The sequence below is a fragment of the Erwinia persicina genome (assembly GCF_019844095.1).
Classification (GTDB): Bacteria; Pseudomonadota; Gammaproteobacteria; order Enterobacterales; family Enterobacteriaceae; genus Erwinia; species Erwinia persicina.
The window spans coordinates 1,467,805-1,490,083 of sequence record NZ_CP082141.1; the positions used below are offsets into that span (position 1 = coordinate 1,467,805).

A 22,279-nucleotide genomic window follows, 5' to 3' on the forward strand; every position below is an offset into this window, starting at 1 on the left:
CCTGATGAGCTATCCCCCGATTCTGCTGTGGTCTGATTCCCAGTTTTATAGCCCCTATGTGATGTCTGTGTATGTTGCACTGAGGGAAAAAGGCCTGCCCTTTACCCTGAAGCCTGTGGATCTGGGCAGTCAGGAGCAGCAGCAGCAGGCGTACAGTGAGATATCACTAACGCGGCGCGTGCCAACGTTACAGGTAGATAGCTTCGTGCTGTCAGAGTCCTCTGCCATTACGGAGTATCTGGAAGACCGATTTTCGCCGCCAGACTATGAGCGACTCTATCCGCGTGATAGTGAAAAACGGGCGAAAGCGCGTGAAATTCAGGCATGGCTACGCAGTGATTTTCTGCCTGTTCGCCAGCAGCGCCCAACGGAGGTGCTTTTTGCCGGTAAGCGTTTTGCGCCACTGGATGCTGCTGCACAGCAGGCGGTGCAAAAGCTGGTTGACGCCATTGAGCGCCTCCTGCCAGAGGGCCAGCACAACCTGTTTGGCGAGTGGTCAATTGCAGATACTGACCTGGCAGTGATGCTGAATCGCCTGGCACTTCACGGCGACCCGCTGCCATCGCGTCTGGCAGATTATGCGCATTTTCAGTGGCAGCGAGCGTCGGTACAGCTGTGGCTGGCAGAGTCAGTGAAGGGGACCCGCAGATGAGCACAAATTGATGATTGCGTCGCAACGCGTTACACATTAATTTAGGGCGGATCGCACAATCGTGCGCGAAAACGTTTGATTCAACTGTGCGCCAGGCGCCAGAACAAAAAGGGTTACGGATGGTGGAGCAAGATCAGGGCACGGAGTGGGTGGATATCGTTAGTGAAGATAACGAGGTCATTGCACAGTCCAGCCGTGTGCAGATGCGTGCGCAGTGTTTGCGCCATCGCGCAACCTACATCGTGGTTCACGATGGTATGGGCAAAATTCTGGTGCAGCGTCGGACCGAGACCAAGGATTTTATGCCGGGAATGCTCGATGCCACCGCCGGGGGCGTGGTGCAGGCGGGCGAAGAGATGCTGGGGTCCGCGCGGCGTGAAGCGGAAGAAGAACTGGGCATCGCCGACGTGCCGTTTGCCGAACACGGGCAGTTCTATTACGAAGATGAACACTGCCGCGTGTGGGGCGGATTATTCAGCTGTGTGTCACATGGCCCGTTTGCCATGCAGGAAGAGGAGGTGGATGAGATCTTCTGGATGACACCAGAGGAGATCACCGCCCGCTGCGACGAGTTCACCAATGACTCGCTGAAGGCGCTGTCGCTATGGCTGACGCGTAATAACGAGTCAGGCCGCCACGACTGATCCCCTCCGTGGCGCAGACCCCCTGCGCCACGTTGATCCCTTTCTCACTGCAGCCCTCCGGTCTGCCTCACCGATATCAGCGCCGCAATAAATCCGAAAGAACGTTGAGGGCGGTTTTAAACTGCGCATCGGGAATGGTCAGTGGATAAAGGAAACGGATCACATTGCCGTAGACGCCGCAGGTCAGCAGGATCAATCTCTGCTCCAGCGCACGTTGCTGAATGTCGCGTGCGATGGCGGGGGAGGGGGCGCCGGTCAGCGGATCGTTAAACTCAGCGGCCACCATTGAACCACGGGCACGGACTTCAGCCAGCGCGGGATGTCCGCTGGCGTTCAGCGTTTCCTCCAGCCAGGCCCCCAGGCGCAGGGCACGGTCGCACAGCTGCTCTTCCTCAATCACTTCCAGCACTGCCAGCGAGGCCGCGATGGCCAGAGGGTTGCCGGCATAGGTACCGCCCAGGCCACCGGGCTCCGGGGCATCCATCAGTTCAGCGCGGCCGGATACCGCCGATATGGGCAGCCCACCCCCCAGGCTTTTTGCCATGGTCATCAGGTCAGGTCTGGCTTCCGGGTAGTAGTCGCTGGCAAACAGTTTGCCGCAGCGGGCAAAGCCGCTCTGGATCTCGTCAGCAATCATCACAATGCCGTGCTGGTCGCACAGCGTACGCAGGGCGCTGACAAACTCCACGGGTGCAATATTGAAGCCGCCTTCCCCCTGAACAGGTTCATAGATAATCGCCGCCACCTGCTGCGGGCTGATATCGCATTTGAACAGGTTCTCCAGGCTGGCCATCGCCTCGTCCACACTGACGCCGTGCAGGGCGTTCGGATAGCGGGCGTGGAACACCGATCCGGGAAAGGGGCCAAAGCCGGTTTTATACGGCGACACCTTGCCGGTCAGTCCCATGGTCATCAGTGTGCGGCCGTGGAAAGCACCGCTGAAAGCAATCACGCCGGGACGCCCGGTAGCGGCGCGGGCGATTTTTACCGCGTTTTCCACGGCTTCAGCGCCGCTGGTAAAGAAGGTGGTTTTACACGGGCCGTCGATCGGCACTCGTGCATTCAGCGCTTCGGCCAGGGCGATGTAGTTCTCGTACGGGATCACCTGGAAGGCGGTATGGGTGAAGCTCGCCAGCTGATCTCTGACGGCCGCCATCACCTTCGGATGGCGGTGCCCGGTATTCAGTACGGCAATGCCGGCGGTGAAGTCGATATATTCCCGGCCCTGATGATCCCATAGCGTGGCATTTTCCGCTTTAACCGCATAGAAATCGCACATCACGCCGACGCCGCGCGGCGTGGCGTTCAGACGGCGCTGCTCTGTTTCACTGTTGCTCATGGTGTCACCTCATCCGGTATTTCGCGTTTTCTCAACGTCTCTGTCGCCGCCCTGGGGCGGGTTCCAGACGCATGTTTATTCTGTCCTGCCTGTTTAGCAATACGGCACGCCCGCCCGCGACGTCATCAGGGGGCAGGCATAGTCGACGTAACGGATAGTGTATGTCATAGGCAAAAAAAAGGGCGAACCTGTGAAGGTCCGCCCTGTTGCCTGCGGGTTACCCCGCGCGTTTAGCCTTCAGCCTGTTTCGACTGAATGGCGGTCAGGGCGATGGTGTAAACGATATCGTCTACCAGGGCACCGCGTGACAGGTCATTCACCGGCTTGCGCATCCCCTGCAGCATTGGCCCGATGGAGATCAGGTCAGCAGAGCGCTGTACGGCTTTGTAGGTGGTATTACCGGTGTTCAGGTCCGGGAAGATAAACACCGTGGCACGACCGGCTACCGGTGAGTTGGGAGCCTTAGATTTGGCCACATCGGCCATGATCGCGGCGTCGTACTGCAGCGGCCCGTCGATCACCAGGTCAGGACGTTTTTCCTGAGCAATACGGGTCGCTTCGCGAACCTTCTCAACATCGCTACCGGCACCGGAGGTTCCGGTGGAGTAGGAGATCATGGCCACGCGGGGTTCGATGCCGAACGCCAGTGCAGAGTCGGCAGACTGGATAGCAATTTCTGCCAGCTGCTCCGGGTTCGGATCCGGGTTGATTGCGCAGTCACCGTATACCAGCACCTGTTCCGGTAGCAGCATAAAGAACACGGAAGAAACCAGTGAACTGTTCGGCGCTGTTTTGATCAGCTGTAACGGTGGACGAATGGTGTTGGCCGTGGTGTGAACAGCACCGGAGACCAGGCCGTCAACTTCTCCACGCTCCAGCATCATGGTGCCGAGCATCACGTTATCTTCCAGCTGCTCCTGCGCGACCACTTCGGTCATGCCCTTGCTCTTACGCAGCTCAACCAGGCGGGCCACGTAGTTTTCACGCGCCACGGCCGGGTCGACAATCTCGATGCCTTTGCCCAGTTCAACGCCCTGTGCGGCGGCAACGCGCTGGATCTCTTCCGGGTTACCCAGCAGGATACAGGTGGCAATACCACGTTCAGCACAGATAGCTGCCGCTTTGACGGTACGCGGTTCGTCGCCTTCCGGCAGCACGATGCGTTTGCCCGCTTTACGTGCCAGCTCGGTCAGCTGGTAGCGGAAGGCCGGCGGTGACAGGCGGCGGCTGCGCTCAGATTCAGCGGTCAGCGATTCAATCCAGTCCGCATTGATGTGGCTGGCGACATATTCCTGTACGCGCTCAATACGCTGGGTATCGTCGCTTGGTACTTCCAGGTTGAAGCTCTGCAGGCTGAGAGAGGTCTGCCAGGTGTTGGTGTCGACCATAAAGACCGGCAGGCCGGTCTGGAAGGCACGTTCGCACAGCTTCTGGATCGGGGCATCAATGGCGTAGCCACCGGTCAGCAGAATGGCACCAATTTCAATGCCGTTCATGGCCGCCAGGCAGGCGGCGACCAGCACGTCCGGGCGGTCAGCCGAGGTGACCAGCAGGGAGCCTGGACGGAAATGTTCCAGCATGTGTGGCAGGCTGCGGGCACAGAAAGTCACGGACTTCACGCGGCGCGTCGCGATATCGCCTTCGTTGATGACGCGTGCATTCAGGTGACGACACATATCGATGGCGCGGGTGGCGATCAGCTCGAAGCTCCACGGCACACAGCCCAGAACGGGCAGCGGGCTGTTAGCGAACAGCTGCTTAGGATCGATATTGGCAACGCTGGCTTTGTTGGAATCGTCGAAGATTTCTGACAGATCCGGGCGGGTGCGCCCCTGATCGTCAACCGGAGCGTTCAGTTTGTTAATAATGACGCCGGTAATGCTTTTATTTTTGCTGCCGCCAAAGCTGCTCTGCGTCAGTTCAATACGCTCTTTCAGCTGCGCCGCTGAGTCATTGCCCAGTGCCATCACGAAGACGATTTCTGCATTCAGTGTCTTGGCAATTTCATAGTTCAGCGCATTGGCGAACTGATGTTTACGCGTGGGCACCAGGCCTTCTACCAGCACCACTTCGGCATCTTTGGTGTTTTCATGGTAGCGGGCGATAATATCTTCCATCAGCACGTCCTGCTGGTTGGAACCGAGCAGCGACTCCACGCGGCTCATCGGCAGCGGTTCAGCAGCCGGGATGCTGGAGTTTTTACGAATGATGGTGGTGGTCTGGTCAGGGCTGTCACCGCCGGCACGAGGCTGGGCGATGGGTTTGAAGACGCTGAGACGCACGCCTTTACGTTCCATCGCACGGATAACGCCCAGGCTGACACTGGTCAGGCCGACGCTGGTGCCGGTAGGAATAAGCATGATAGTTCGGGACACGTTGTACCTCCGATAACGCCATATTTCTCGCTACAGGTGCGCTGAACCGCCTTCCTGTACCCCATCAGGCCCCCTGGGGGGACGTGAAATAGTGAGCTATATAAAATGGTGTCTGAAACCACTCCGCCAGCCTGAGCTGACGGAGCGTAACGGTTCTTATGCGGTCAGGCGGCTGGCGTCCTGCGCGATAACCAACTCTTCATTGGTCGGGATAACGATCGCCGGGCGGGTGCCTTCTTTATTGATAAAGCCTGATTTGCCGAAGCGTGCGGCCAGGTTGCGCTCATGGTCAACTTCGAAGCCCAGCAGCGCCAGTTTAGCCAGTGAGAGTTCGCGCACCATCGCGGCGTTTTCACCGATACCACCGGTGAAGATTACGGCGTCAAGGCGGCCATCCATCAGCGCGGTGTAAGAACCGATGTATTTCGCCAGGCGGTGGCAGAACACGTCCATCGCGCGCTTCGCGTCAGCTTTGGTGGCGTAGTTATCTTCAACGTAACGGCAGTCGCTGGTGACTTCGGTCAGGCCCAGCAGGCCGGACTCTTTGGTCAGCAGTTTGTTGATAGCATCCACGCTCATGCCCAGGGTGTCGTGCAGGAAGAAGATGATCGCCGGGTCGATATCGCCGCTGCGCGTGCCCATGACCAGGCCTTCCAGCGGGGTCAGGCCCATAGACGTATCCACGCACTCGCCGTTACGGATTGCAGAGACTGAGCCACCATTGCCGAGATGGCAGGTGATGATATTCAGTTCTGACACCGGTTTGTTCAGGACTTTCGCTGCTTCCTGAGTCACATAGAAATGGCTGGTGCCGTGCGCGCCATAGCGGCGGACGCCATGCTCTTTATACAGTTTGTACGGCAGGGCGTAGAGATAAGATTCTTCCGGCATTGTCTGATGGAAAGCGGTGTCGAAAACAGCGACATTTTTATCTGACAGGTGGGGGAAGTTTTTCAGCGCTTCATCGATACCGATCAGGTGCGCCGGATTATGCAGTGGTGCAAAGGAGGAGGCATCTTTGATGCCCTGGATTACCGATTCGTCAATCACCACTGACTGCGTTAACTTTTCGCCACCGTGTACGATGCGATGACCGATTGCAACGATTTGTGCCGACAGTTCTGGTTTTTGTGCCAGAATAGTTTTAACCATGAAGTTCAGTGCTTCGCTGTGCGCTGCGCCAGCACCCAGAGCCGCTTCTTGTTTAGCGCCGTCCAGTTTCCACTTGATGCGGGCTTCCGGCAGGTGGAAGCATTCAGCTAAACCTGACAGATACTCGTCTCCATTTGCCGGGTCGATAATGGCAAATTTCAGGGAAGAGCTACCGCAGTTCAGAACCAGTACTAACTTACTCGACATGGAAAGTCCTATTTATTAAAAGTGGCGAAATAAAAGTCAAACAGACTATCAGCGTAGCGCATGAAAGCTGGTACATTAATGATGAACGTCAGGCTTCCGATAAGTTTTGTCCGAAAGCAAAAAAATTTGAAATACTACAATGTTTTTTTAAATGTCGTCTGCTTCATCATGACTTGTCTGATTGTTGACTCAGTGTTGCTCGCAGTCCAGGGTGTTTACCCAATATGACGGGTACAAAACGCGCACAGGATAAACCAGTGTCACTCGTAAAGACAAAATATTTTGAATCATGTTAGGTAAAGTTGGTGAGTTACAGGTTTATTTTAAAATTTATCTCTGAAGTTGAGGTCAGACATGGCAAATGACTCCGGCAGTGTCGGTTGGTTTAAGCTGTTCCAGCACGGTCAGCACTATATGAAAACGTGGCCTGTCGATAAACGCCTTGCACCCATGTTTCCTGAAAACAGAGTAACGCGTGCCACGCGTTTTGCTATCCGTATTATGCCACCGGTCGCTATTTTTACCCTCACCTGGCAAATTGCGCTGGGTGGCCAGTTGGGGCCGGCGGTGACCACGGCACTGTTTGCCTGCAGCCTGCCCATGCAGGGACTGTGGTGGCTGGGCAGGCGTTCAGTGACACCTTTGCCGCCGTCACTGCTTGGCTGGTTCCATGACGTCCGCGGTAAGCTGCAGGAGGCCGGGCAGGCGATAGCGCCGGTCGAAGGCAAACCGACCTATCAGTCGCTGGCTGATGTGCTGAAACGGGCTTTCAAGCAGCTGGATAAAACCTTCCTCGACGATCTTTGATGTTGTCGCGGGTTTCCTCTGCGCAAACCGGAGGAAACCCGCTTTACGTCAAAGAAGCCTTTCCCTGCGCTGTGCGATCCTTTTGTGACTTTCAGACTGCCCCCGTGGCCGAGGAGCCCCAAATGGATATGTCCCATGCCCAACGTTTAATTCTTTCTAATCAGTATCAGCTCATGGCCATGCTTGACCCGGAAAATGCCGCGCGCCATCGTCGCTATCAGACTATTGTTGAGCGCGGTTACGGACTTCAGCTGCGTGAGCTGGATAATGAATTCAGCCAGTTGCCTGAAGCGGAGTGTCGCACGCTGGTGGCCATGATGGAGATGTATCATGCGCTTCATGTGTCCTGGACTAATCTGAAAGAGCCTCAAACCGTGGACGCACGCCGTCTGGTTTTCCTCGGCTTTGATGCGGCGACAGAAGGGCGATACCTTGGCTACGTGCGCTTCCTGGTGAATGTGGAAGGGCGATACGGGCATTTTTCAGCCGGCAGCCACGATTTTAATGCTCAGGTACCGATGTGGGAAAAGTACCAACGTATGCTGACTGTGTGGCACAATTGTCCCCGACAGTACCATCTGAGTGCGAATGAGATCGCGCAAGTTATCAACGCCTGAGAAGGAAAATGCAGTGAAGTGTAAAGGTTTTCTGTTTGATCTGGATGGCACGTTAGTCGACTCTCTTGCAGTGGTCGAACGTGCCTGGAAAAACTGGGGTCAGCGCCACGGGATTGCTCCTGACGAGGTGCTGGGCTTTATCCACGGTAAGCAGGCTATTACCTCACTGCGCCATTTTATGGCAGGTGCCTCCGCCGAGGCGATCCAGCAGGAGTTTACTGCGCTGGAAAAGCTGGAAGCTGAAGACACCGACGGCATCGTTGCTCTGCCAGGGGCGTTAGCCCTGCTGGCCCGACTTGATGAACTGGCGATCCCCTGGGCCATCGTCACCTCCGGTTCTGTGCCGGTCGCCAGCGCCCGTCATGCGGCAGCAGGATTACCCGCACCGGCGGCGTTTGTCACGGCAGAGCGCGTGGAGCGTGGTAAGCCGGAGCCGGATGCTTATCTGCTGGGAGCCCAGCTGCTCGACCTGGAGCCGGAGGAGTGCGTGGTGGTGGAAGACGCCGCAGCGGGTATTCTTTCTGGTCTTGCTGCCGGCTGTCATGTCATTGCCGCAAACGTGCCTGCCGATGCGCCGCGTCTGGAGGATGTCGATATGGTACTCACCTCGCTGGATGAGCTGATTATTCATAAAAATCCCGATGGCAGCGTGGATGTTCACCGCAGACACTGAGTTATTCAGCCCCGCCACCGCGGGGTTTTTTATGCTGGCTGATTTTTTTTTCGCCACGGCGAGGGCGTGATCACTGTTGCGCTGACAACCCGGAATACACTTACAGCGAGTCCTGGCTAATCTCATCCAGAGACAGGCTGAAGCTGGGTACAAACACCTCCACGAAATAGTCCATCTCCGGGCTGTGGCGCTGCGCCAGCGTTTTTTCCAGCCGCGCCTTTGCCAGCAGAAACTCGTTGTTCCCCGCTGACAGCTCTTCCAGACATTTCAGGTAGGCACAGAGTGCATCAGCCTGCTTGACGATGGCCGTTTCGGCCTCGCTATGCTGATGTTCATCGATCAGCGGGGCATAAGCCGAACGCAGCTCTTCCGGCAGCATTTCAATCAGCTTTTGCTGCGCAATTTTCTCAATTTTCTTGTACTCGTGGGCGATCTGCGCGTTGTAATACTTCACTGGCGTGGGCAGATCGCCGGTCAGCACTTCGCTGGCATCATGATAAATTGCCATCATCGCGATGCGTTCAGCATTGAGATTGCCGTTAAATTTCTTGTTCTTAATCAATGCCAGTGCATGCGCGACCATGGCGACCTGCAGGCTGTGCTCAGAAACGTTTTCCGTGCGCACGTTGCGCATCAGCGGCCAGCGATTAATCAGTTTCAGACGGGAGAGGTGAGCAAAGAAGTGGCTCTGGTTCATGGTCTTTTTCCCTTACGTCACAATGCGAAGAGCGGCCTGAGCCGCCCTTCGGGGAGAAGATTACAGCTGGCGGTATCCGCCGAGGAAACGGCCAAATTTATTGATAGCCATCTCCAGTTCATCTACGCGGGGCAGGGTGACGATACGTACGTGGTCCGGCCACGGCCAGTTAAAGGCCGTACCCTGCACCAGCAGCACTTTTTCCTGCAGCAGGAAATCGAGGACCATTTTCTGATCGTCATGGATGTTAAATTTTTTCGCGTCGATTTTCGGGAACATATACAGCGCTCCCTGCGGCTTCACGCAACTGACACCCGGGATCTCGTTTATCAGTTCCCATGCACGGTTACGCTGTTCATACAGGCGGCCGCCGGGCTGAATAAACTCACTGATGCTCTGATAACCCCCCAGCGCCGTCTGAATCGCGTGCTGGGCGGGGACGTTTGCGCACAGGCGCATTGAGGCCAGCATCTCCAGCCCTTCAATATAACCTTTAGCGTGCTTCTTCGGCCCGTTAAGCACCATCCAGCCCTGACGGAAACCCGCCACGCGATAGGTTTTAGACAACCCGTTAAAGGTGATGGTCAGCAGGTCGGGCGCCAGGGCCGCAATGGAGTGGTGCTGGGCAACATCGTAAAGGATCTTGTCGTAGATCTCATCGGCAAAAATAATCAGGTTGTGCTGACGGGCCAGTTCAACCACCTCCATCAACAGCTCTTTGCTGTAGACGGCACCCGTCGGGTTATTCGGGTTGATGATCACGATACCGCGCGTACGCGGGGTGATTTTGCTGCGAATATCGTCGAGGTCCGGGAACCAGCCTGCGGACTCATCACACAGGTAGTGCACGGCTTTCCCACCGGACAGTGAAACAGCGGCGGTCCAGAGTGGGTAATCCGGGGCCGGGACCAACATTTCGTCGCCGCTGTTCAGTAGCGCCTGCATCGACTGTACGATCAGCTCTGAAACACCGTTACCAATATAGATGTCTTCTACCGTGATATCGCGCATACCGCGCGCCTGGTAGTGCTGCATGATCGCTTTACGGGCGGAATAGAGGCCTTTCGAATCACAGTAACCCTGCGCGCCTGGCAGATTGCGGATGACATCGACGAGGATTTCGTCGGGGGCTTCAAAACCGAAGGGGGCAGGGTTGCCGATATTCAGTTTAAGAACTTTATTGCCTTCTTCTTCGAGGCGTTTTGCTTCTTTTAGCACCGGGCCGCGAATGTCGTAACACACGTTATCCAGTTTGCTGGATTTATCAATTGGGGTCATCTCTGTCGCCTTGACTGGCAGAAGCGGTTTCCTGCCGTGGAAAACTAAACATTGCACAATGTACTCCTCTACCGGTTTTTTTTGAAGGGCAGCAGCAGGCTTTGGTGTGTTAAAGGAGGATTTTTTCATTCTGATGGCAGTGGGTCGCGCTAACAGGTTCTGGAGGGATATTTCATGCTACATATTGAGCCTATTCCGATGCTAACGTCTGGAAGGTCGTTTTAACATAACAAGATAACGAGACGGCTTTTACTGTTTCCCGACGTAATGATTAAATTATTTAGTAAAAAAACGTGCACTAATGATGGCAGAAACAGTCAAATAACCCTTACATGACTGTTTATTTTTTAACCAATGCGTCGTTTGCATCAACATGGGGCAGGGAGGGGATACCCGGTCCGATGCCCGGGGCGTGATTCTCGCAAAGGGTGTATTAAGACAGATAATGCAGTGAAAAAGCCTGTCATGTAGCCCCTTGCCGATAAAATCTTACTTTAGTGATAAGAATATTGGGTTTTAGGCTTAAAAAGTAAACGACAGTATGTCAGGATAACCTTCAGGAGGCTTTGCACCGTGCGTGCAGGTCGCCCGGGAAATAAAAAAAACATTTTTATTACCTTGAACAGTAAGTACTGCTTAACATTTTTCGCTGCTATCACAGCGTGTTGGTAACTTAATTTTCAATGGTTGTTTTAGACTAACGACACCGCAACTCGTCTCTGATTGAGTTTTGTCGGCGTTAATAAACTATAACGACGCGGCTTCCTGCAACTTATGGGTTAGTGCAGCGTGCATTAGCGATGTATCAGACGTGAGAATCTTTATCTTCCTTTCAGCTCTTTTAAGCTGGAAGGAATTAACAGAGTAGAAACGGCGTGATCGTCTGCTAATGAGAGTAATGCATAAGGTAATACTTTATTACTTAACACTGTAGCCATTACGCAATTGTTATCGTTTTATCCCTTTGATAAAGCAGGTAATAACACCAGGGTAGCTGTTTGTAAAAAACTTATAAAGTGAAGAAAAACATGACTAGTGCAAATCGTCCAGTACTCAATCTCGACCTCGATCTGCTGAGAACCTTCGTTGCTGTTGCCGATCTGAACACTTTTGCTGCGGCCGCAGCGGCGGTGTGCAGAACGCAGTCAGCGGTGAGTCAGCAAATGCAGCGTCTGGAACAATTGGTAGGCAAAGAGCTGTTTGCCAGGCATGGACGCAACAAGTTATTGACGGAACATGGTATTCAACTGCTGGGTTACGCCAGAAAGATACTGCGCTTCAATGATGAAGCCTGTACTTCTCTGATGTACAGCAACATTCAGGGGGTTCTGACTATCGGCGCATCCGATGATACCTCTGACACTATTTTGCCGTTCCTGCTTAACCGCGTGACTTCGGTCTACCCAAAACTGGCTATTGATGTCCGGGTGAAGCGCAACCCGTTTATGATGGAAATGCTGAACCAGGGCGAAGTTGATTTGGTGGTAACGACCTCCAGTCCGATGAACTTCACCTGGCAGGTCTTACGTACCTCACCAACGCTCTGGTACTGTGCGGCAGACTATATCTTCCAGCGCGGGGAAGCGATCCCACTGGTCCTGCTGGATGAGCCAAGTCCTTATCGTGATATGGCCATTGACCATCTGAACGAAGCCGGTATTCCGTGGCGCATTTCTTATGTGGCCTCGACGTTGGCTGCTGTTCGCGCAGCCGTTAAAGCAGGGCTGGGAGTGACTGCCCGCCCAGTTGAGATGATGAGCCCTGAACTGCGTGTGATGGGGGCTGCTGAGGGTTTGCCAATGTTGCCTGATACGGAATACTTACTTTGCCGTAATCCTGATAGCGACAACGAGCTGGCCCTGGCTATCTTCAATGCGATGGAATCACGTAACGATCCCTACAATCTGACCGTTACGGCTCAGGATGACGCAGCATTTGCAGATGAAGAAGAGTAATGAGTAAACGCTAACGATTATTTTTATCATTAAAAATGATTTTTTTTAGTTTTACTGCATAAAACAGGCCTTTCAGATGAATACATCACTGGAAGGCCTTTTTTTTGCGATTATGTCGAGTGATATCAGGATTTTCTTGCCTTCATTACGTTGTTGAGTGTCAAAAATTGCGCGATGTTGTTTTTACTGAATATTCCGGTGCTTTTTTCTGCCCTGGTCCGATCAGTGAATTGATTCTGCACAAATAAAACTGCCCATTTTTCTGCCAAAAAACACCAAAGTGTGTCCTGGATCAAAAAAATAACCCCATTAAGGGGCAGGAAAACCCGCTCTTTCCTGCCAAAATAGACCTTGTTAAATACAGGATCCAAACAGGTTTTTTACCGCTACACTTTGATCACATGATGCCACTGACACGATTTAGCCCACTTTTTAAGCATCATGTGTTAAAAAAATGTTGTCTGTGTAAATTAATGTGCGGATAGTTTTGTCAAAGTTGACAAAAGGTCAGTTAAAGGAGTAAAAAACCACATAAAATTACTGCCTAATCATGAAAGTCAGTATAATTTATCCGGTTTTTCATTCTTCCCTTGAATCGATGTGGTGTGTTAACTGCCAAATATGAGAGCAGAACGCAAAACGCCACTTTTGGTGAGTAAGCAAGAGTATGTCAACAACCACAGAAGTCGTCGCCCATCATTGGGCATTTGCTGTTTTCCTGATCGTCTCGATTGGTCTCTGCTGCCTGATGTTGGCTGGGGCATGGTTTTTGGGCGGAAAAGCCCGTGGAAGGCATACAAATACCCCTTTCGAATCCGGTATAGCCTCCGTTGGCACGGCAAAACTGCGCCTGTCTGCCAAGTTTTATCTGGTTGCCATGTTCTTCGTCATCTTCGACGTTGAAGCCCTCTATCTTTACGCATGGTCGACGGCGATTCGCGAAAGCGGATGGGTCGGCTTTGTCGAAGCCGCCATTTTCATTTTGGTTCTGCTTGCTGGTCTGTTTTATCTGGTTCGCATAGGCGCACTGGATTGGGCACCTGCCCGTCGTCAGTTTGACGTCAAACCTACCACCATCTCGCACGCCAACCGTCACAAGCAGTAACAGCGAGGCAAAAACACATGGACTATACGCTCACCCGCATAGACCCGAACGGTGAGAATGACCGTTACCCACTGCAAAAGCAGGAGATCGTCACCGATCCCCTGGAAAAGCACGTTCATCAAAACGTCTACATGGGCAAGTTAGAACATGCCCTGCACGATATGGTGAACTGGGGTCGTAAGAATTCCCTCTGGCCGTTCAACTTCGGTCTTTCTTGTTGCTACGTCGAGATGACAACGTCGTTTACTTCGGTACACGACGTGGCGCGATTTGGTTCTGAAGTTATCCGTGCTTCACCACGTCAGGCAGACTTTATGGTGGTAGCAGGAACCTGTTTTACCAAGATGGCCCCGGTTGTGCAGCGCCTCTATGATCAGATGCTGGAACCTAAATGGGTGATTTCGATGGGTGCCTGTGCTAACTCCGGCGGCATGTACGATATCTACTCTGTGGTGCAGGGTGTGGACAAATTCCTGCCGGTTGATGTGTATATTCCTGGCTGCCCGCCTCGTCCGGAAGCCTATATGCAGGCGCTGCTGCTGCTGCAGGAGTCGATCGGCAAAGAACGTCGCCCGCTGTCGTGGGTCGTCAGCGATCAGGGTGTTTATCGCGCGAATATGCAGTCTGAGCGCGACAGGAAAAACGCCGAGCGTATTGCAGTGACCAATCTGCGTACCCCTGACGAAATTTAAGACAGCAGTTTATGGATGTGGTCATTAAAAGCGCAATAAAAACACAACGTCATCTGCGCTGACCCACCTGACGCCAACACTGAGTGCCTGTCAGACAGGCCAGCATGGTGAACAACTTATGACAGATTTAACCACGCAAGATCTCGCCCAGCCGTTATGGCAAACCCGAGATCACCAGGATGACCCGGTGATCGGCGAGCTGCGTAATCGTTTTGGGCCTGATGCCTTTACAGTACAAGCGACCCGTACCGGCGTGCCGGTGGTCTGGGTAAAACGTGAGCAGTTGCTTGAGATTATTGAGTTCCTGCGCAAGCTGCCTAAACCCTATGTGATGCTGTATGACCTGCATGGCATGGATGAGCGCCTGCGTACTCACCGTGCCGGTTTACCGGCGGCGGATTTTTCCGTTTTCTATCACTTCATCTCCATTGAACGTAACCGCGACATTATGCTCAAGGTGGCGTTGTCTGAAAACGATTTGAATGTGCCCACCATCACCAAAATTTTCCCGAATGCCAACTGGTATGAGCGTGAAACCTGGGAGATGTTTGGTATCAATGTTGAAGGCCACCCGCACCTGACGCGCATTATGATGCCGCAGAGCTGGGAAGGGCATCCGCTGCGCAAAGATTACCCTGCGCGTGCGACCGAGTTCGATCCGTTTGAACTGACCAAGCAGAAAGAAGATCTGGAGATGGAATCTCTGACCTTCAAGCCTGAAGACTGGGGCATGAAGCGTTCGACCAACAATGAGGACTTCATGTTCCTCAACCTGGGCCCGAACCACCCTTCTGCGCACGGCGCGTTCCGTATCATCCTGCAACTGGACGGTGAAGAGATCGTCGACTGCGTGCCGGATATCGGATACCACCATCGTGGTGCCGAAAAAATGGGTGAACGCCAGTCCTGGCACAGCTACATTCCGTATACCGACCGTATTGAGTATCTCGGCGGCTGCGTAAACGAAATGCCGTACGTGCTGGCGGTAGAAAAGCTGGCTGGTATCAAAGTCCCTGAGCGCGTGGAAGTCATTCGCGTGATGCTATCAGAGCTGTTCCGTATAAACAGCCACCTGCTGTACATCTCTACGTTTATCCAGGACGTCGGTGCTATGTCCCCGGTGTTCTTTGCCTTTACAGACCGCCAGAAAATTTACGACGTGGTAGAAGCCATTACCGGCTTCCGTATGCATCCGGCCTGGTTCCGCATTGGTGGCGTGGCGCATGATCTGCCTAAAGGGTGGGAGCGCCTGCTGCGTGAGTTCCTGGACTGGATGCCTAAGCGTCTGAAAGCCTATGAGCAGACCGCACTGAAAAACTCCGTGCTTATTGCCCGTTCCAAAGGGGTTTCTGCCTATAACATGGAAGAAGCACTGGCCTGGGGCACGACGGGGGCTGGCCTGCGTGGTACCGGTCTGGACTTTGATGTGCGTAAATGGCGTCCCTATTCCGGTTATGAAAACTTCGATTTCGAAGTGCCAATCGGAGATGGCGTAAGCTGTGCTTACACCCGTGTCATGCTGAAGATGGAAGAGATGCGCCAGAGTATGCGCATCCTGGAACAGTGCCTGAAGAACATGCCAGCAGGCCCGTTCAAGGCTGACCATCCGCTGACCACGCCGCCGCCGAAAGAGCGCACGCTGCAGCATATCGAAACCCTGATCACTCACTTCCTGCAGGTTTCGTGGGGCCCGGTAATGCCGGCAAACGAATCCTTCCAGATGATTGAAGCGACCAAAGGGATCAACAGTTACTACCTGACCAGTGATGGCAGCACGATGAGCTACCGCACCCGCGTGCGTACGCCGAGCTTCCCGCACTTGCAACAGATCCCATCGGTGATCAACGGCAGCCTGGTATCCGATCTGATCGTATACCTCGGTAGTATCGATTTTGTTATGTCAGACGTGGACCGCTAATTATGCACGATCAGAGAATTGCGATCGAAACGATCGACGAAACCGGAGCTTTTGTGCTGAGTGCGGCAGAGCGCGATGCCATCGAGCATGAAAAGCACCACTATGAAGATGCCCGCGCGGCATCTATCGAAGCGCTGAAAATCGTTCAGAAACACCGAGGCTGGGTACCGGACGGTGCCATCCATGCGATCGCTGAAGTGTTGGGCATCCCGGCCAGCGATGTCGAAGGGGTGGCCACGTTTTACAGCCAGATCTTCCGTACGCCGGTGGGGCGTCATGTGATCCGCTATTGCGACAGCGTGGTGTGTCACATCACCGGTTTCCAGGGGATTCAGTCAGCACTGGAAAGCAACCTGAATATTAAACCGGGACAGACCACGGCAGACGGGCGTTTCACGCTGCTGCCAACCTGCTGCCTCGGTAACTGCGACAAAGGGCCGGTGATGATGGTGGATGAAGATACCCATGTTCATCTCACGCCGGAAGGTATCGCCAACTTACTGGAGCAGTATCAATGAGACAGATCGTGCGTACTGCCGAAATGCATCCGCTGACCTGGCGGATGCGTGAAGACAAGCAGCCGGTATTCCTCGAAGAGTACCGCAGTAAGAATGGTTATGCCGGTGCTGAAAAAGCGCTGAAATCCCTGTCGCCGGAAGAGATTGTTAACCAGGTGAAAGACTCCGGTCTGAAAGGGCGCGGTGGTGCAGGCTTCTCTACGGGTCTGAAGTGGAGCCTGATGCCAAAAGACGAATCCATGAACATCCGTTACCTGTTATGTAATGCTGATGAAATGGAACCGGGCACTTATAAAGACCGCCTGTTGATGGAGCAGATGCCCCATCAACTGGTGGAAGGTATGTTGATTGCTGCTTTCGCGCTGAAAACCTATCGCGGCTACATCTTCCTGCGCGGGGAGTATATCGAGGCCGCCGTTAACCTGCGCCGGGCGATTGCTGAAGCGACTGAAGCGGGCTTACTTGGCAAGAACATTCTCGGTACGGGCTTTGACTTTGAGCTGATTGTCCATACCGGTGCGGGACGTTATATCTGCGGTGAAGAAACCGCCCTGATTAACTCGCTGGAAGGGCGTCGTGCAAACCCTCGCTCCAAGCCGCCGTTCCCGGCATCTGCGGGTGCCTGGGGCAAGCCAACCTGCGTAAACAACGTAGAGACGCTCTCCAACGTTCCGGCGATCATCGCTAACGGTGTTGACTGGTACAAAGGCATCTCCACCAGCGATGATACCGGTACCAAAATGATGGGCTTTTCCGGTCGCGTGAAGAATCCTGGCGTGTGGGAGTTGCCCTTTGGTACCACCGCTCGTGAAATCCTCGAAGAGTATGCCGGTGGCATGCGTGATGGCCTGAAGTTTAAAGCCTGGCAGCCGGGCGGGGCAGGGACAGACTTCCTGACCGAGGCACACCTTGACCTGCCAATGGAATTTGCCAGTATCGGCAAAGCCGGGAGCCGTCTGGGGACTGCACTGGCAATGGCCGTCGACCACGAGATCAATATGGTGTCGCTGGTGCGTAACCTGGAAGAGTTCTTCGCTCGCGAGTCCTGTGGCTGGTGTACCCCCTGCCGCGATGGTTTGCCGTGGAGCGTAAAAATCCTGCGCGCACTGGAAAATAAGCAGGGCCAGCCTGGGGATATTGAAACCCTGCTGCAGCTCTGTCGCCAGCTTGGCCCGGGTAAGACCTTCTGTGCGCATGCGCCTGGTGCAGTAGAGCCACTGCAAAGTGCCATTAAATACTTCCGTGAAGAGTTTGAAGCGGGTATGGCACCTCAGGTATTCAGCAACGCACACGCGATTAGCGGCATCCAGCCCAACCTGTTAAAGGCGCGCTGGTAAGCAAAGTTTAACGCCCGTGTTCGCACGGGCCTTACGGAAGCATGTTCACTATGGCTACAATTCATGTAGACGGTAAAGAATATGATGTTGATGGCGCAGACAACCTGTTACAGGCGTGTCTCTCCCTCGGCTTAGATATTCCTTATTTCTGCTGGCACCCGGCGCTCGGTAGCGTCGGTGCCTGCCGCCAGTGCGCGGTGAAGCAATTTCAGAATGCCGAAGATACCCGTGGTCGCCTGGTTATGTCCTGCATGACACCGGCGTCTGACGGTACCTTCATCTCTATTGATGACGGTGAAGCAAAAGAGTTCCGCGAAAGTGTGGTGGAGTGGTTAATGACCAACCATCCGCACGATTGTCCGGTCTGTGAAGAGGGCGGTAACTGTCACCTGCAGGATATGACAGTGATGACCGGCCACAGCTTCCGCCGCTATCGCTTCACTAAACGTACGCACCGTAATCAGGATCTCGGCCCGTTCATTTCGCATGAGATGAACCGCTGTATTGCCTGCTATCGCTGCGTGCGTTACTACAAAGATTACGCAGACGGAACTGACCTCGGTGTTTACGGTGCGCATGACAACGTCTACTTCGGCCGCCCTGAAGATGGTGTGCTGGAAAGTGAGTTCTCCGGCAACCTGGTTGAAATCTGCCCAACCGGCGTATTTACCGATAAAACCCACTCCGAGCGTTACAACCGTAAGTGGGATATGCAGTTTGCGCCCAGCATCTGCCAGCAGTGCAGCATCGGCTGTAACACCAGCCCGGGTGAGCGCTACGGTGAACTGCGCCGTATTGAAAACCGCTATAACGGCACGGTAAACCATTACTTCCTGTGCGATCGCGGCCGCTTCGGTTATGGCTACGTGAATCTGAAAGATCGTCCGCGTCAGCCTATGCAGCGTCGCGGCGATGACTGGATTTCACTGAATGCCGATCAGGCTATGCAGGGCGCGGCAGATGTACTGCGCCAGGCTAAGAAAGTGATTGGTATTGGTTCCCCACGTGCCAGCGTAGAGAGCAACTTTGCCCTGCGTGAGCTGGTGGGTGCTGACAACTTCTCTACCGGTATTCCGGCAGGGGAGCAGGGGCGTCTGGATCTGATGCTGAAAGTGCTGCGTGATGGCGGGATCCATACGCCGGCGCTGCGTGAAATTGAAAGCTATGATGCGGTGCTGGTGCTGGGCGAAGATTTGACCCAGACCGGCGCACGGGTGGCGCTGTCCGTGCGGCAGGCCGTCAAAGGGAAATCCCGTGAGATGGCAGCTGCGCAAAAAGTGGCAGACTGGCAGATCGCGGCGATCCTCAACATCGGGCAGAACGCTAAACATCCCCTGTTCGTGACTAACGTCGACCAGACGCGTCTGGATGACATCGCAGCATGGAGCTATCGCGCACCGGTAGAAGACCAGGCGCGCCTTGGTTTCGCTATCGCTCACGAACTGGATGCCAGCGCACCAGCCGTTGCTGACCTTGATAAATCACTGGCCGGAAAAATTGACGTTATTGTTCAGGCCTTAGCCGGAGCGAAAAAACCGCTGATTATCTCCGGGACCAACTCCGGTAGCGAAGCGATGATTCAGGCGGCCGCCAACGTGGCGAAAGCGCTGAAAGGGCGCGGTGCCGACGTGGGCATTACGCTGTTGGCCACGGCGGCGAACAGTGTCGGGCTGGGTATGATCGGCGGTAAATCCCTCGATTCCGTCTTGTCCGAGCTGGAAAGCGGTGCGGCTGATGCCGTGATCATTCTGGAAAATGACCTCTATCGCCATCTGCCAAAAGCGAAAGTAGATGCGGCCCTGGCCAATACGCCGAATGTCATCGTTCTGGATCATCAGCGTACGGCGACCACCGAGAAAGCCGGTCTGATCCTCTCCAGTGCCAGTTTTGCAGAAAGCGATGGCACGGTAGTGAATCAGGAAGGCCGCGCGCAGCGCTTCTTCCAGGTGTATGACCCGGCTTATTACGATGAAAAAGTGCAGATGCTGGAAAGCTGGCGCTGGCTGCACTCGCTGCAGAGCACCATCAACAGCCGCGAAGTGGACTGGAGCCAGCTCGATCATGTGATCGATGCCTGCGTCGTTGCATTGCCACAACTGGCCGGAATTAAAGATGCGGCCCCGGATGCCAGCTTCCGTATCCGCGGTCAGAAACTGGCGCGTTCACCGCACCGCTCCAGCGGGCGTACCGCGATGCGCGCCAATATCAGTGTGCATGAGCCGCGTCAGCCACAGGACAAAGACAGCATGTTTGCCTTCTCTATGGAAGGGAATAACCAGCCGGGTGCTGCCCGTTCGCAGATACCCTTTGCCTGGGCACCTGGCTGGAACTCACCGCAGGCATGGAACAAATTCCAGGTTGAAGTGGGTGGTAAACTGCGTAACGGCGACCCAGGTGTGCGTCTGATCGAAGCCGGTGTGGCTCAGCTGGGCTGGTTCGAAAATGTGCCTGCTGCCTTCGCTGGCAGCCATGATGGCTGGCGTGTAGCGCCATACTTCCACCTGTTCGGCAGCGATGAAATGACCCAGCGCGCACCGGTTATCCAACAGCGTATGCCAGAAGCCTATGTGATGGTGAACCCGGAAGATGCCGCGAAGCTGGGCGTGAATGCCGGTACAGCGGTTGAATTTACCTGTCAGGGTGAAACACTGCGCCTGCCGGTCCGCTTCTCCAGCACGTTGCAGGCGGGGCAGGTCGGTCTGCCGCTCGGTTTACCGGGTATTCCACCGTTCCTGGCGGGTAGCGACATCGACAATCTGCGGGAGGCAGTACAATGAGCTGGCTGACACCGGAAGTTATCGACGTGCTGATTGCCGTCGTTAAAGCACTGATCATCCTGTTTGTGGTGGTGGGCTGCGGCGCCTTTATGAGCTTTGGTGAGCGTCGCCTGCTCGGTCTGTTCCAGAACCGCTACGGACCTAACCGTGTCGGCTGGGGGGGCTCACTGCAGCTGGTGGCGGACATGATCAAAATGTTCTTTAAAGAGGACTGGATCCCGCCATTTACCGACCGCGTGATCTTCACCCTTGCGCCAATGATTGCCTTTACCTCGCTGCTGCTGGCGATGGCAATTGTGCCTGTGACGCCAACCTGGATGGGCGCAGACCTGAACATTGGTCTGTTGTTCTTCCTGATGATGGCAGGGCTGGCGGTCTATGCCGTGCTGTTTGCGGGCTGGTCGAGTAATAACAAATACTCACTGCTGGGGGCGATGCGTGCATCGGCTCAGACCCTGAGCTACGAAGTGTTCCTCGGCCTGTCGCTGATGGGTGTAGTGGCACAGGCAGGTTCGTTTAACATGGTCGACATCGTGAACAGCCAGCAGCATCTGTGGAACGTCATTCCGCAGTTCCTCGGCTTCCTCACTTTCTGTATCGCCGGTGTGGCAGTGTGTCACCGCCATCCATTTGACCAGCCAGAAGCGGAGCAGGAACTGGCCGACGGTTACCACATTGAATATGCCGGGATGAAATTCGGCCTGTTCTTCGTCGGTGAATACGTCGGTATTGTTACCGTTTCGTCACTGATCGTTACGCTGTTCTTCGGCGGCTGGAACGGTCCGTGGCTGCCACCGATTTTCTGGTTCGCGATTAAAACGGCATTCTTCATGATGATGTTTATTCTGATTCGTGCTGCGTTACCGCGTCCGCGCTATGACCAGGTGATGTCGTTCGGCTGGAAAGTCTGTCTGCCGTTGACGCTGTTGAATCTGCTGGCAACTGCCGCAGTCATTCTGTACACGGCGCAGTAAGGGGTTAAGAAGATGACATTAAAAGACCTTGTTGTTGGTTTCGGGACAACCGTACGCAGTATCTGGCTGATAGGGATGAACGCCTTCGCCAAACGCGAAACCATGATGTATCCGGAAGAGCCGGTTTATCTGCCACCCCGTTATCGTGGTCGTATTGTACTGACGCGTGACCCCGATGGTCAGGAGCGCTGTGTTGCCTGCAACCTGTGCGCCGTGGCCTGTCCGGTTGGCTGTATCTCGCTGCAGAAAGCAGAGATGGCCGACGGACGTTGGTATCCGGAGTTTTTCCGTATTAACTTCTCGCGCTGCATCTTCTGTGGCCTGTGTGAAGAGGCCTGCCCGACCACTGCGATTCAGCTTACCCCCGATTTCGAACTGGGTGAGTTCAAGCGTCAGGATCTGGTGTATGAAAAAGAGCACCTGCTGATTTCCGGCCCGGGTAAATACCCGGAATATAATTTTTACCGGATGGCGGGTATGGCGATCGATGGCAAAGACAAAGGCGACGCAGAAAACGAAGCCAAACCCATCGACGTCAAGGGCTTGTTACCTTAAGGAGCCA

The 22,279-nt window shown here is 54.5% G+C and carries 18 protein-coding genes and 1 pseudogene; 14 read left to right on the top strand and 5 right to left on the bottom strand.

Translation table 11 applies throughout. The features are described 5' to 3' along the window. Positions 1-4 precede the first annotated feature (4 nt). Positions 5-652, top strand: a complete 648-nt coding sequence (gene yfcF, locus K6L24_RS06705; protein ID WP_062742967.1) for a glutathione transferase — start codon at positions 5-7, stop codon at positions 650-652. A 119-nt stretch (positions 653-771) separates the two neighbouring features. After that, positions 772-1,296 carry an NUDIX hydrolase YfcD gene (gene yfcD, locus K6L24_RS06710; RefSeq protein ID WP_062742966.1) on the top strand — a complete coding sequence of 175 codons (525 nt, stop codon included), beginning with the start codon at positions 772-774 and terminating at the stop codon, positions 1,294-1,296. A gap of 76 nt (positions 1,297-1,372) precedes the next feature. On the opposite strand, the gene K6L24_RS06715 is transcribed toward yfcD, so the two are convergent. From K6L24_RS06715 to ackA, 3 genes are all read right to left on the bottom strand, one after another. Then, positions 1,373-2,635: a 4-aminobutyrate--2-oxoglutarate transaminase gene (locus tag K6L24_RS06715; protein WP_222682085.1), complete on the bottom strand. Its 1,263-nt coding sequence runs from the start codon at positions 2,633-2,635 to the stop codon at positions 1,373-1,375. Between the two features lie 230 nt (positions 2,636-2,865). Beyond that, positions 2,866-5,010, bottom strand: a complete 2,145-nt coding sequence (pta, locus tag K6L24_RS06720; RefSeq protein WP_222682086.1) for a phosphate acetyltransferase — start codon at positions 5,008-5,010, stop codon at positions 2,866-2,868. 156 nt (positions 5,011-5,166) lie between these two features. After that, on the bottom strand, positions 5,167-6,369 hold the full coding sequence (gene ackA, locus K6L24_RS06725; protein WP_062742963.1) for an acetate kinase: 1,203 nt from the start codon (positions 6,367-6,369) through the stop codon (positions 5,167-5,169). A 354-nt stretch (positions 6,370-6,723) separates the two neighbouring features. Between ackA and yfbV the strand changes: the two genes are divergently transcribed. From yfbV to K6L24_RS06740, 3 genes are all read left to right on the top strand, one after another. Beyond that, positions 6,724-7,176: a terminus macrodomain insulation protein YfbV gene (gene yfbV, locus K6L24_RS06730; protein ID WP_062742962.1), complete on the top strand. Its 453-nt coding sequence runs from the start codon at positions 6,724-6,726 to the stop codon at positions 7,174-7,176. A 122-nt stretch (positions 7,177-7,298) separates the two neighbouring features. Beyond that, positions 7,299-7,793: a YfbU family protein gene (locus tag K6L24_RS06735; protein WP_062742961.1), complete on the top strand. Its 495-nt coding sequence runs from the start codon at positions 7,299-7,301 to the stop codon at positions 7,791-7,793. 13 nt (positions 7,794-7,806) lie between these two features. Further along, positions 7,807-8,466: a sugar phosphatase gene (locus tag K6L24_RS06740; protein WP_062742960.1), complete on the top strand. Its 660-nt coding sequence runs from the start codon at positions 7,807-7,809 to the stop codon at positions 8,464-8,466. 100 nt (positions 8,467-8,566) lie between these two features. On the opposite strand, the gene yfbR is transcribed toward K6L24_RS06740, so the two are convergent. Both yfbR and K6L24_RS06750 read right to left on the bottom strand, forming a co-directional pair. Next, positions 8,567-9,163: a 5'-deoxynucleotidase gene (gene yfbR, locus K6L24_RS06745; protein WP_062742959.1), complete on the bottom strand. Its 597-nt coding sequence runs from the start codon at positions 9,161-9,163 to the stop codon at positions 8,567-8,569. A gap of 60 nt (positions 9,164-9,223) precedes the next feature. Further along, positions 9,224-10,441 carry a pyridoxal phosphate-dependent aminotransferase gene (locus K6L24_RS06750; RefSeq protein WP_062742958.1) on the bottom strand — a complete coding sequence of 406 codons (1,218 nt, stop codon included), beginning with the start codon at positions 10,439-10,441 and terminating at the stop codon, positions 9,224-9,226. A 1,028-nt stretch (positions 10,442-11,469) separates the two neighbouring features. Between K6L24_RS06750 and lrhA the strand changes: the two genes are divergently transcribed. From lrhA to nuoI, 9 genes and pseudogenes are all read left to right on the top strand, one after another. Further along, positions 11,470-12,396: a transcriptional regulator LrhA gene (gene lrhA, locus K6L24_RS06755; RefSeq protein ID WP_062742957.1), complete on the top strand. Its 927-nt coding sequence runs from the start codon at positions 11,470-11,472 to the stop codon at positions 12,394-12,396. A gap of 667 nt (positions 12,397-13,063) precedes the next feature. Further along, positions 13,064-13,501, top strand: a complete 438-nt coding sequence (gene nuoA / locus K6L24_RS06760; RefSeq protein ID WP_004158614.1) for an NADH-quinone oxidoreductase subunit NuoA — start codon at positions 13,064-13,066, stop codon at positions 13,499-13,501. A 17-nt stretch (positions 13,502-13,518) separates the two neighbouring features. Further along, positions 13,519-14,193, top strand: coding sequence for a NuoB/complex I 20 kDa subunit family protein (locus tag K6L24_RS06765; RefSeq protein ID WP_062742955.1), 675 nt, complete (start codon positions 13,519-13,521; stop codon positions 14,191-14,193). Between the two features lie 104 nt (positions 14,194-14,297). Beyond that, positions 14,298-16,111: pseudogene (gene nuoC, locus K6L24_RS06770) on the top strand (NADH-quinone oxidoreductase subunit C/D). A gap of 2 nt (positions 16,112-16,113) precedes the next feature. Beyond that, the gene (nuoE, locus tag K6L24_RS06775) at positions 16,114-16,629 is read left to right on the top strand and encodes an NADH-quinone oxidoreductase subunit NuoE (RefSeq protein WP_062742953.1); all 516 of its coding nucleotides are present in this window, start codon (positions 16,114-16,116) and stop codon (positions 16,627-16,629) included. Beyond that, positions 16,626-17,966, top strand: coding sequence for an NADH-quinone oxidoreductase subunit NuoF (gene nuoF, locus K6L24_RS06780; RefSeq protein WP_062742952.1), 1,341 nt, complete (start codon positions 16,626-16,628; stop codon positions 17,964-17,966). Before nuoE ends, nuoF begins: the two co-directional genes overlap by 4 nt. A gap of 50 nt (positions 17,967-18,016) precedes the next feature. After that, entirely contained in the window at positions 18,017-20,743 is a 2,727-nt protein-coding gene (gene nuoG / locus K6L24_RS06785) for an NADH-quinone oxidoreductase subunit NuoG (protein ID WP_118663696.1), read from the top strand. Then, positions 20,740-21,717 carry an NADH-quinone oxidoreductase subunit NuoH gene (gene nuoH, locus K6L24_RS06790; RefSeq protein ID WP_062742950.1) on the top strand — a complete coding sequence of 326 codons (978 nt, stop codon included), beginning with the start codon at positions 20,740-20,742 and terminating at the stop codon, positions 21,715-21,717. Before nuoG ends, nuoH begins: the two co-directional genes overlap by 4 nt. A 12-nt stretch (positions 21,718-21,729) precedes the next feature. After that, positions 21,730-22,272: an NADH-quinone oxidoreductase subunit NuoI gene (gene nuoI, locus K6L24_RS06795; RefSeq protein ID WP_048915455.1), complete on the top strand. Its 543-nt coding sequence runs from the start codon at positions 21,730-21,732 to the stop codon at positions 22,270-22,272. Positions 22,273-22,279: the final 7 nt, after the last annotated feature.

What these genes read in the sequence shown, in the direction of transcription:
- yfcF (WP_062742967.1), top strand. Translation starts at nt 5, where the DNA reads ATGAGCTATCCCCCGATTCTGCTGTGGTCTGATTCCCAGTTTTATAGC.
- yfcD (WP_062742966.1), top strand. Translation starts at nt 772, where the DNA reads ATGGTGGAGCAAGATCAGGGCACGGAGTGGGTGGATATCGTTAGTGAA.
- K6L24_RS06715 (WP_222682085.1), bottom strand. Translation starts at nt 2,635, where the DNA reads ATGAGCAACAGTGAAACAGAGCAGCGCCGTCTGAACGCCACGCCGCGC.
- ackA (WP_062742963.1), bottom strand. Translation starts at nt 6,369, where the DNA reads ATGTCGAGTAAGTTAGTACTGGTTCTGAACTGCGGTAGCTCTTCCCTG.
- yfbV (WP_062742962.1), top strand. Translation starts at nt 6,724, where the DNA reads ATGGCAAATGACTCCGGCAGTGTCGGTTGGTTTAAGCTGTTCCAGCAC.
- K6L24_RS06735 (WP_062742961.1), top strand. Translation starts at nt 7,299, where the DNA reads ATGGATATGTCCCATGCCCAACGTTTAATTCTTTCTAATCAGTATCAG.
- yfbR (WP_062742959.1), bottom strand. Translation starts at nt 9,163, where the DNA reads ATGAACCAGAGCCACTTCTTTGCTCACCTCTCCCGTCTGAAACTGATT.
- K6L24_RS06750 (WP_062742958.1), bottom strand. Translation starts at nt 10,441, where the DNA reads ATGACCCCAATTGATAAATCCAGCAAACTGGATAACGTGTGTTACGAC.
- lrhA (WP_062742957.1), top strand. Translation starts at nt 11,470, where the DNA reads ATGACTAGTGCAAATCGTCCAGTACTCAATCTCGACCTCGATCTGCTG.
- nuoA (WP_004158614.1), top strand. Translation starts at nt 13,064, where the DNA reads ATGTCAACAACCACAGAAGTCGTCGCCCATCATTGGGCATTTGCTGTT.
- K6L24_RS06765 (WP_062742955.1), top strand. Translation starts at nt 13,519, where the DNA reads ATGGACTATACGCTCACCCGCATAGACCCGAACGGTGAGAATGACCGT.
- nuoE (WP_062742953.1), top strand. Translation starts at nt 16,114, where the DNA reads ATGCACGATCAGAGAATTGCGATCGAAACGATCGACGAAACCGGAGCT.
- nuoF (WP_062742952.1), top strand. Translation starts at nt 16,626, where the DNA reads ATGAGACAGATCGTGCGTACTGCCGAAATGCATCCGCTGACCTGGCGG.
- nuoG (WP_118663696.1), top strand. Translation starts at nt 18,017, where the DNA reads ATGGCTACAATTCATGTAGACGGTAAAGAATATGATGTTGATGGCGCA.
- nuoH (WP_062742950.1), top strand. Translation starts at nt 20,740, where the DNA reads ATGAGCTGGCTGACACCGGAAGTTATCGACGTGCTGATTGCCGTCGTT.
- nuoI (WP_048915455.1), top strand. Translation starts at nt 21,730, where the DNA reads ATGACATTAAAAGACCTTGTTGTTGGTTTCGGGACAACCGTACGCAGT.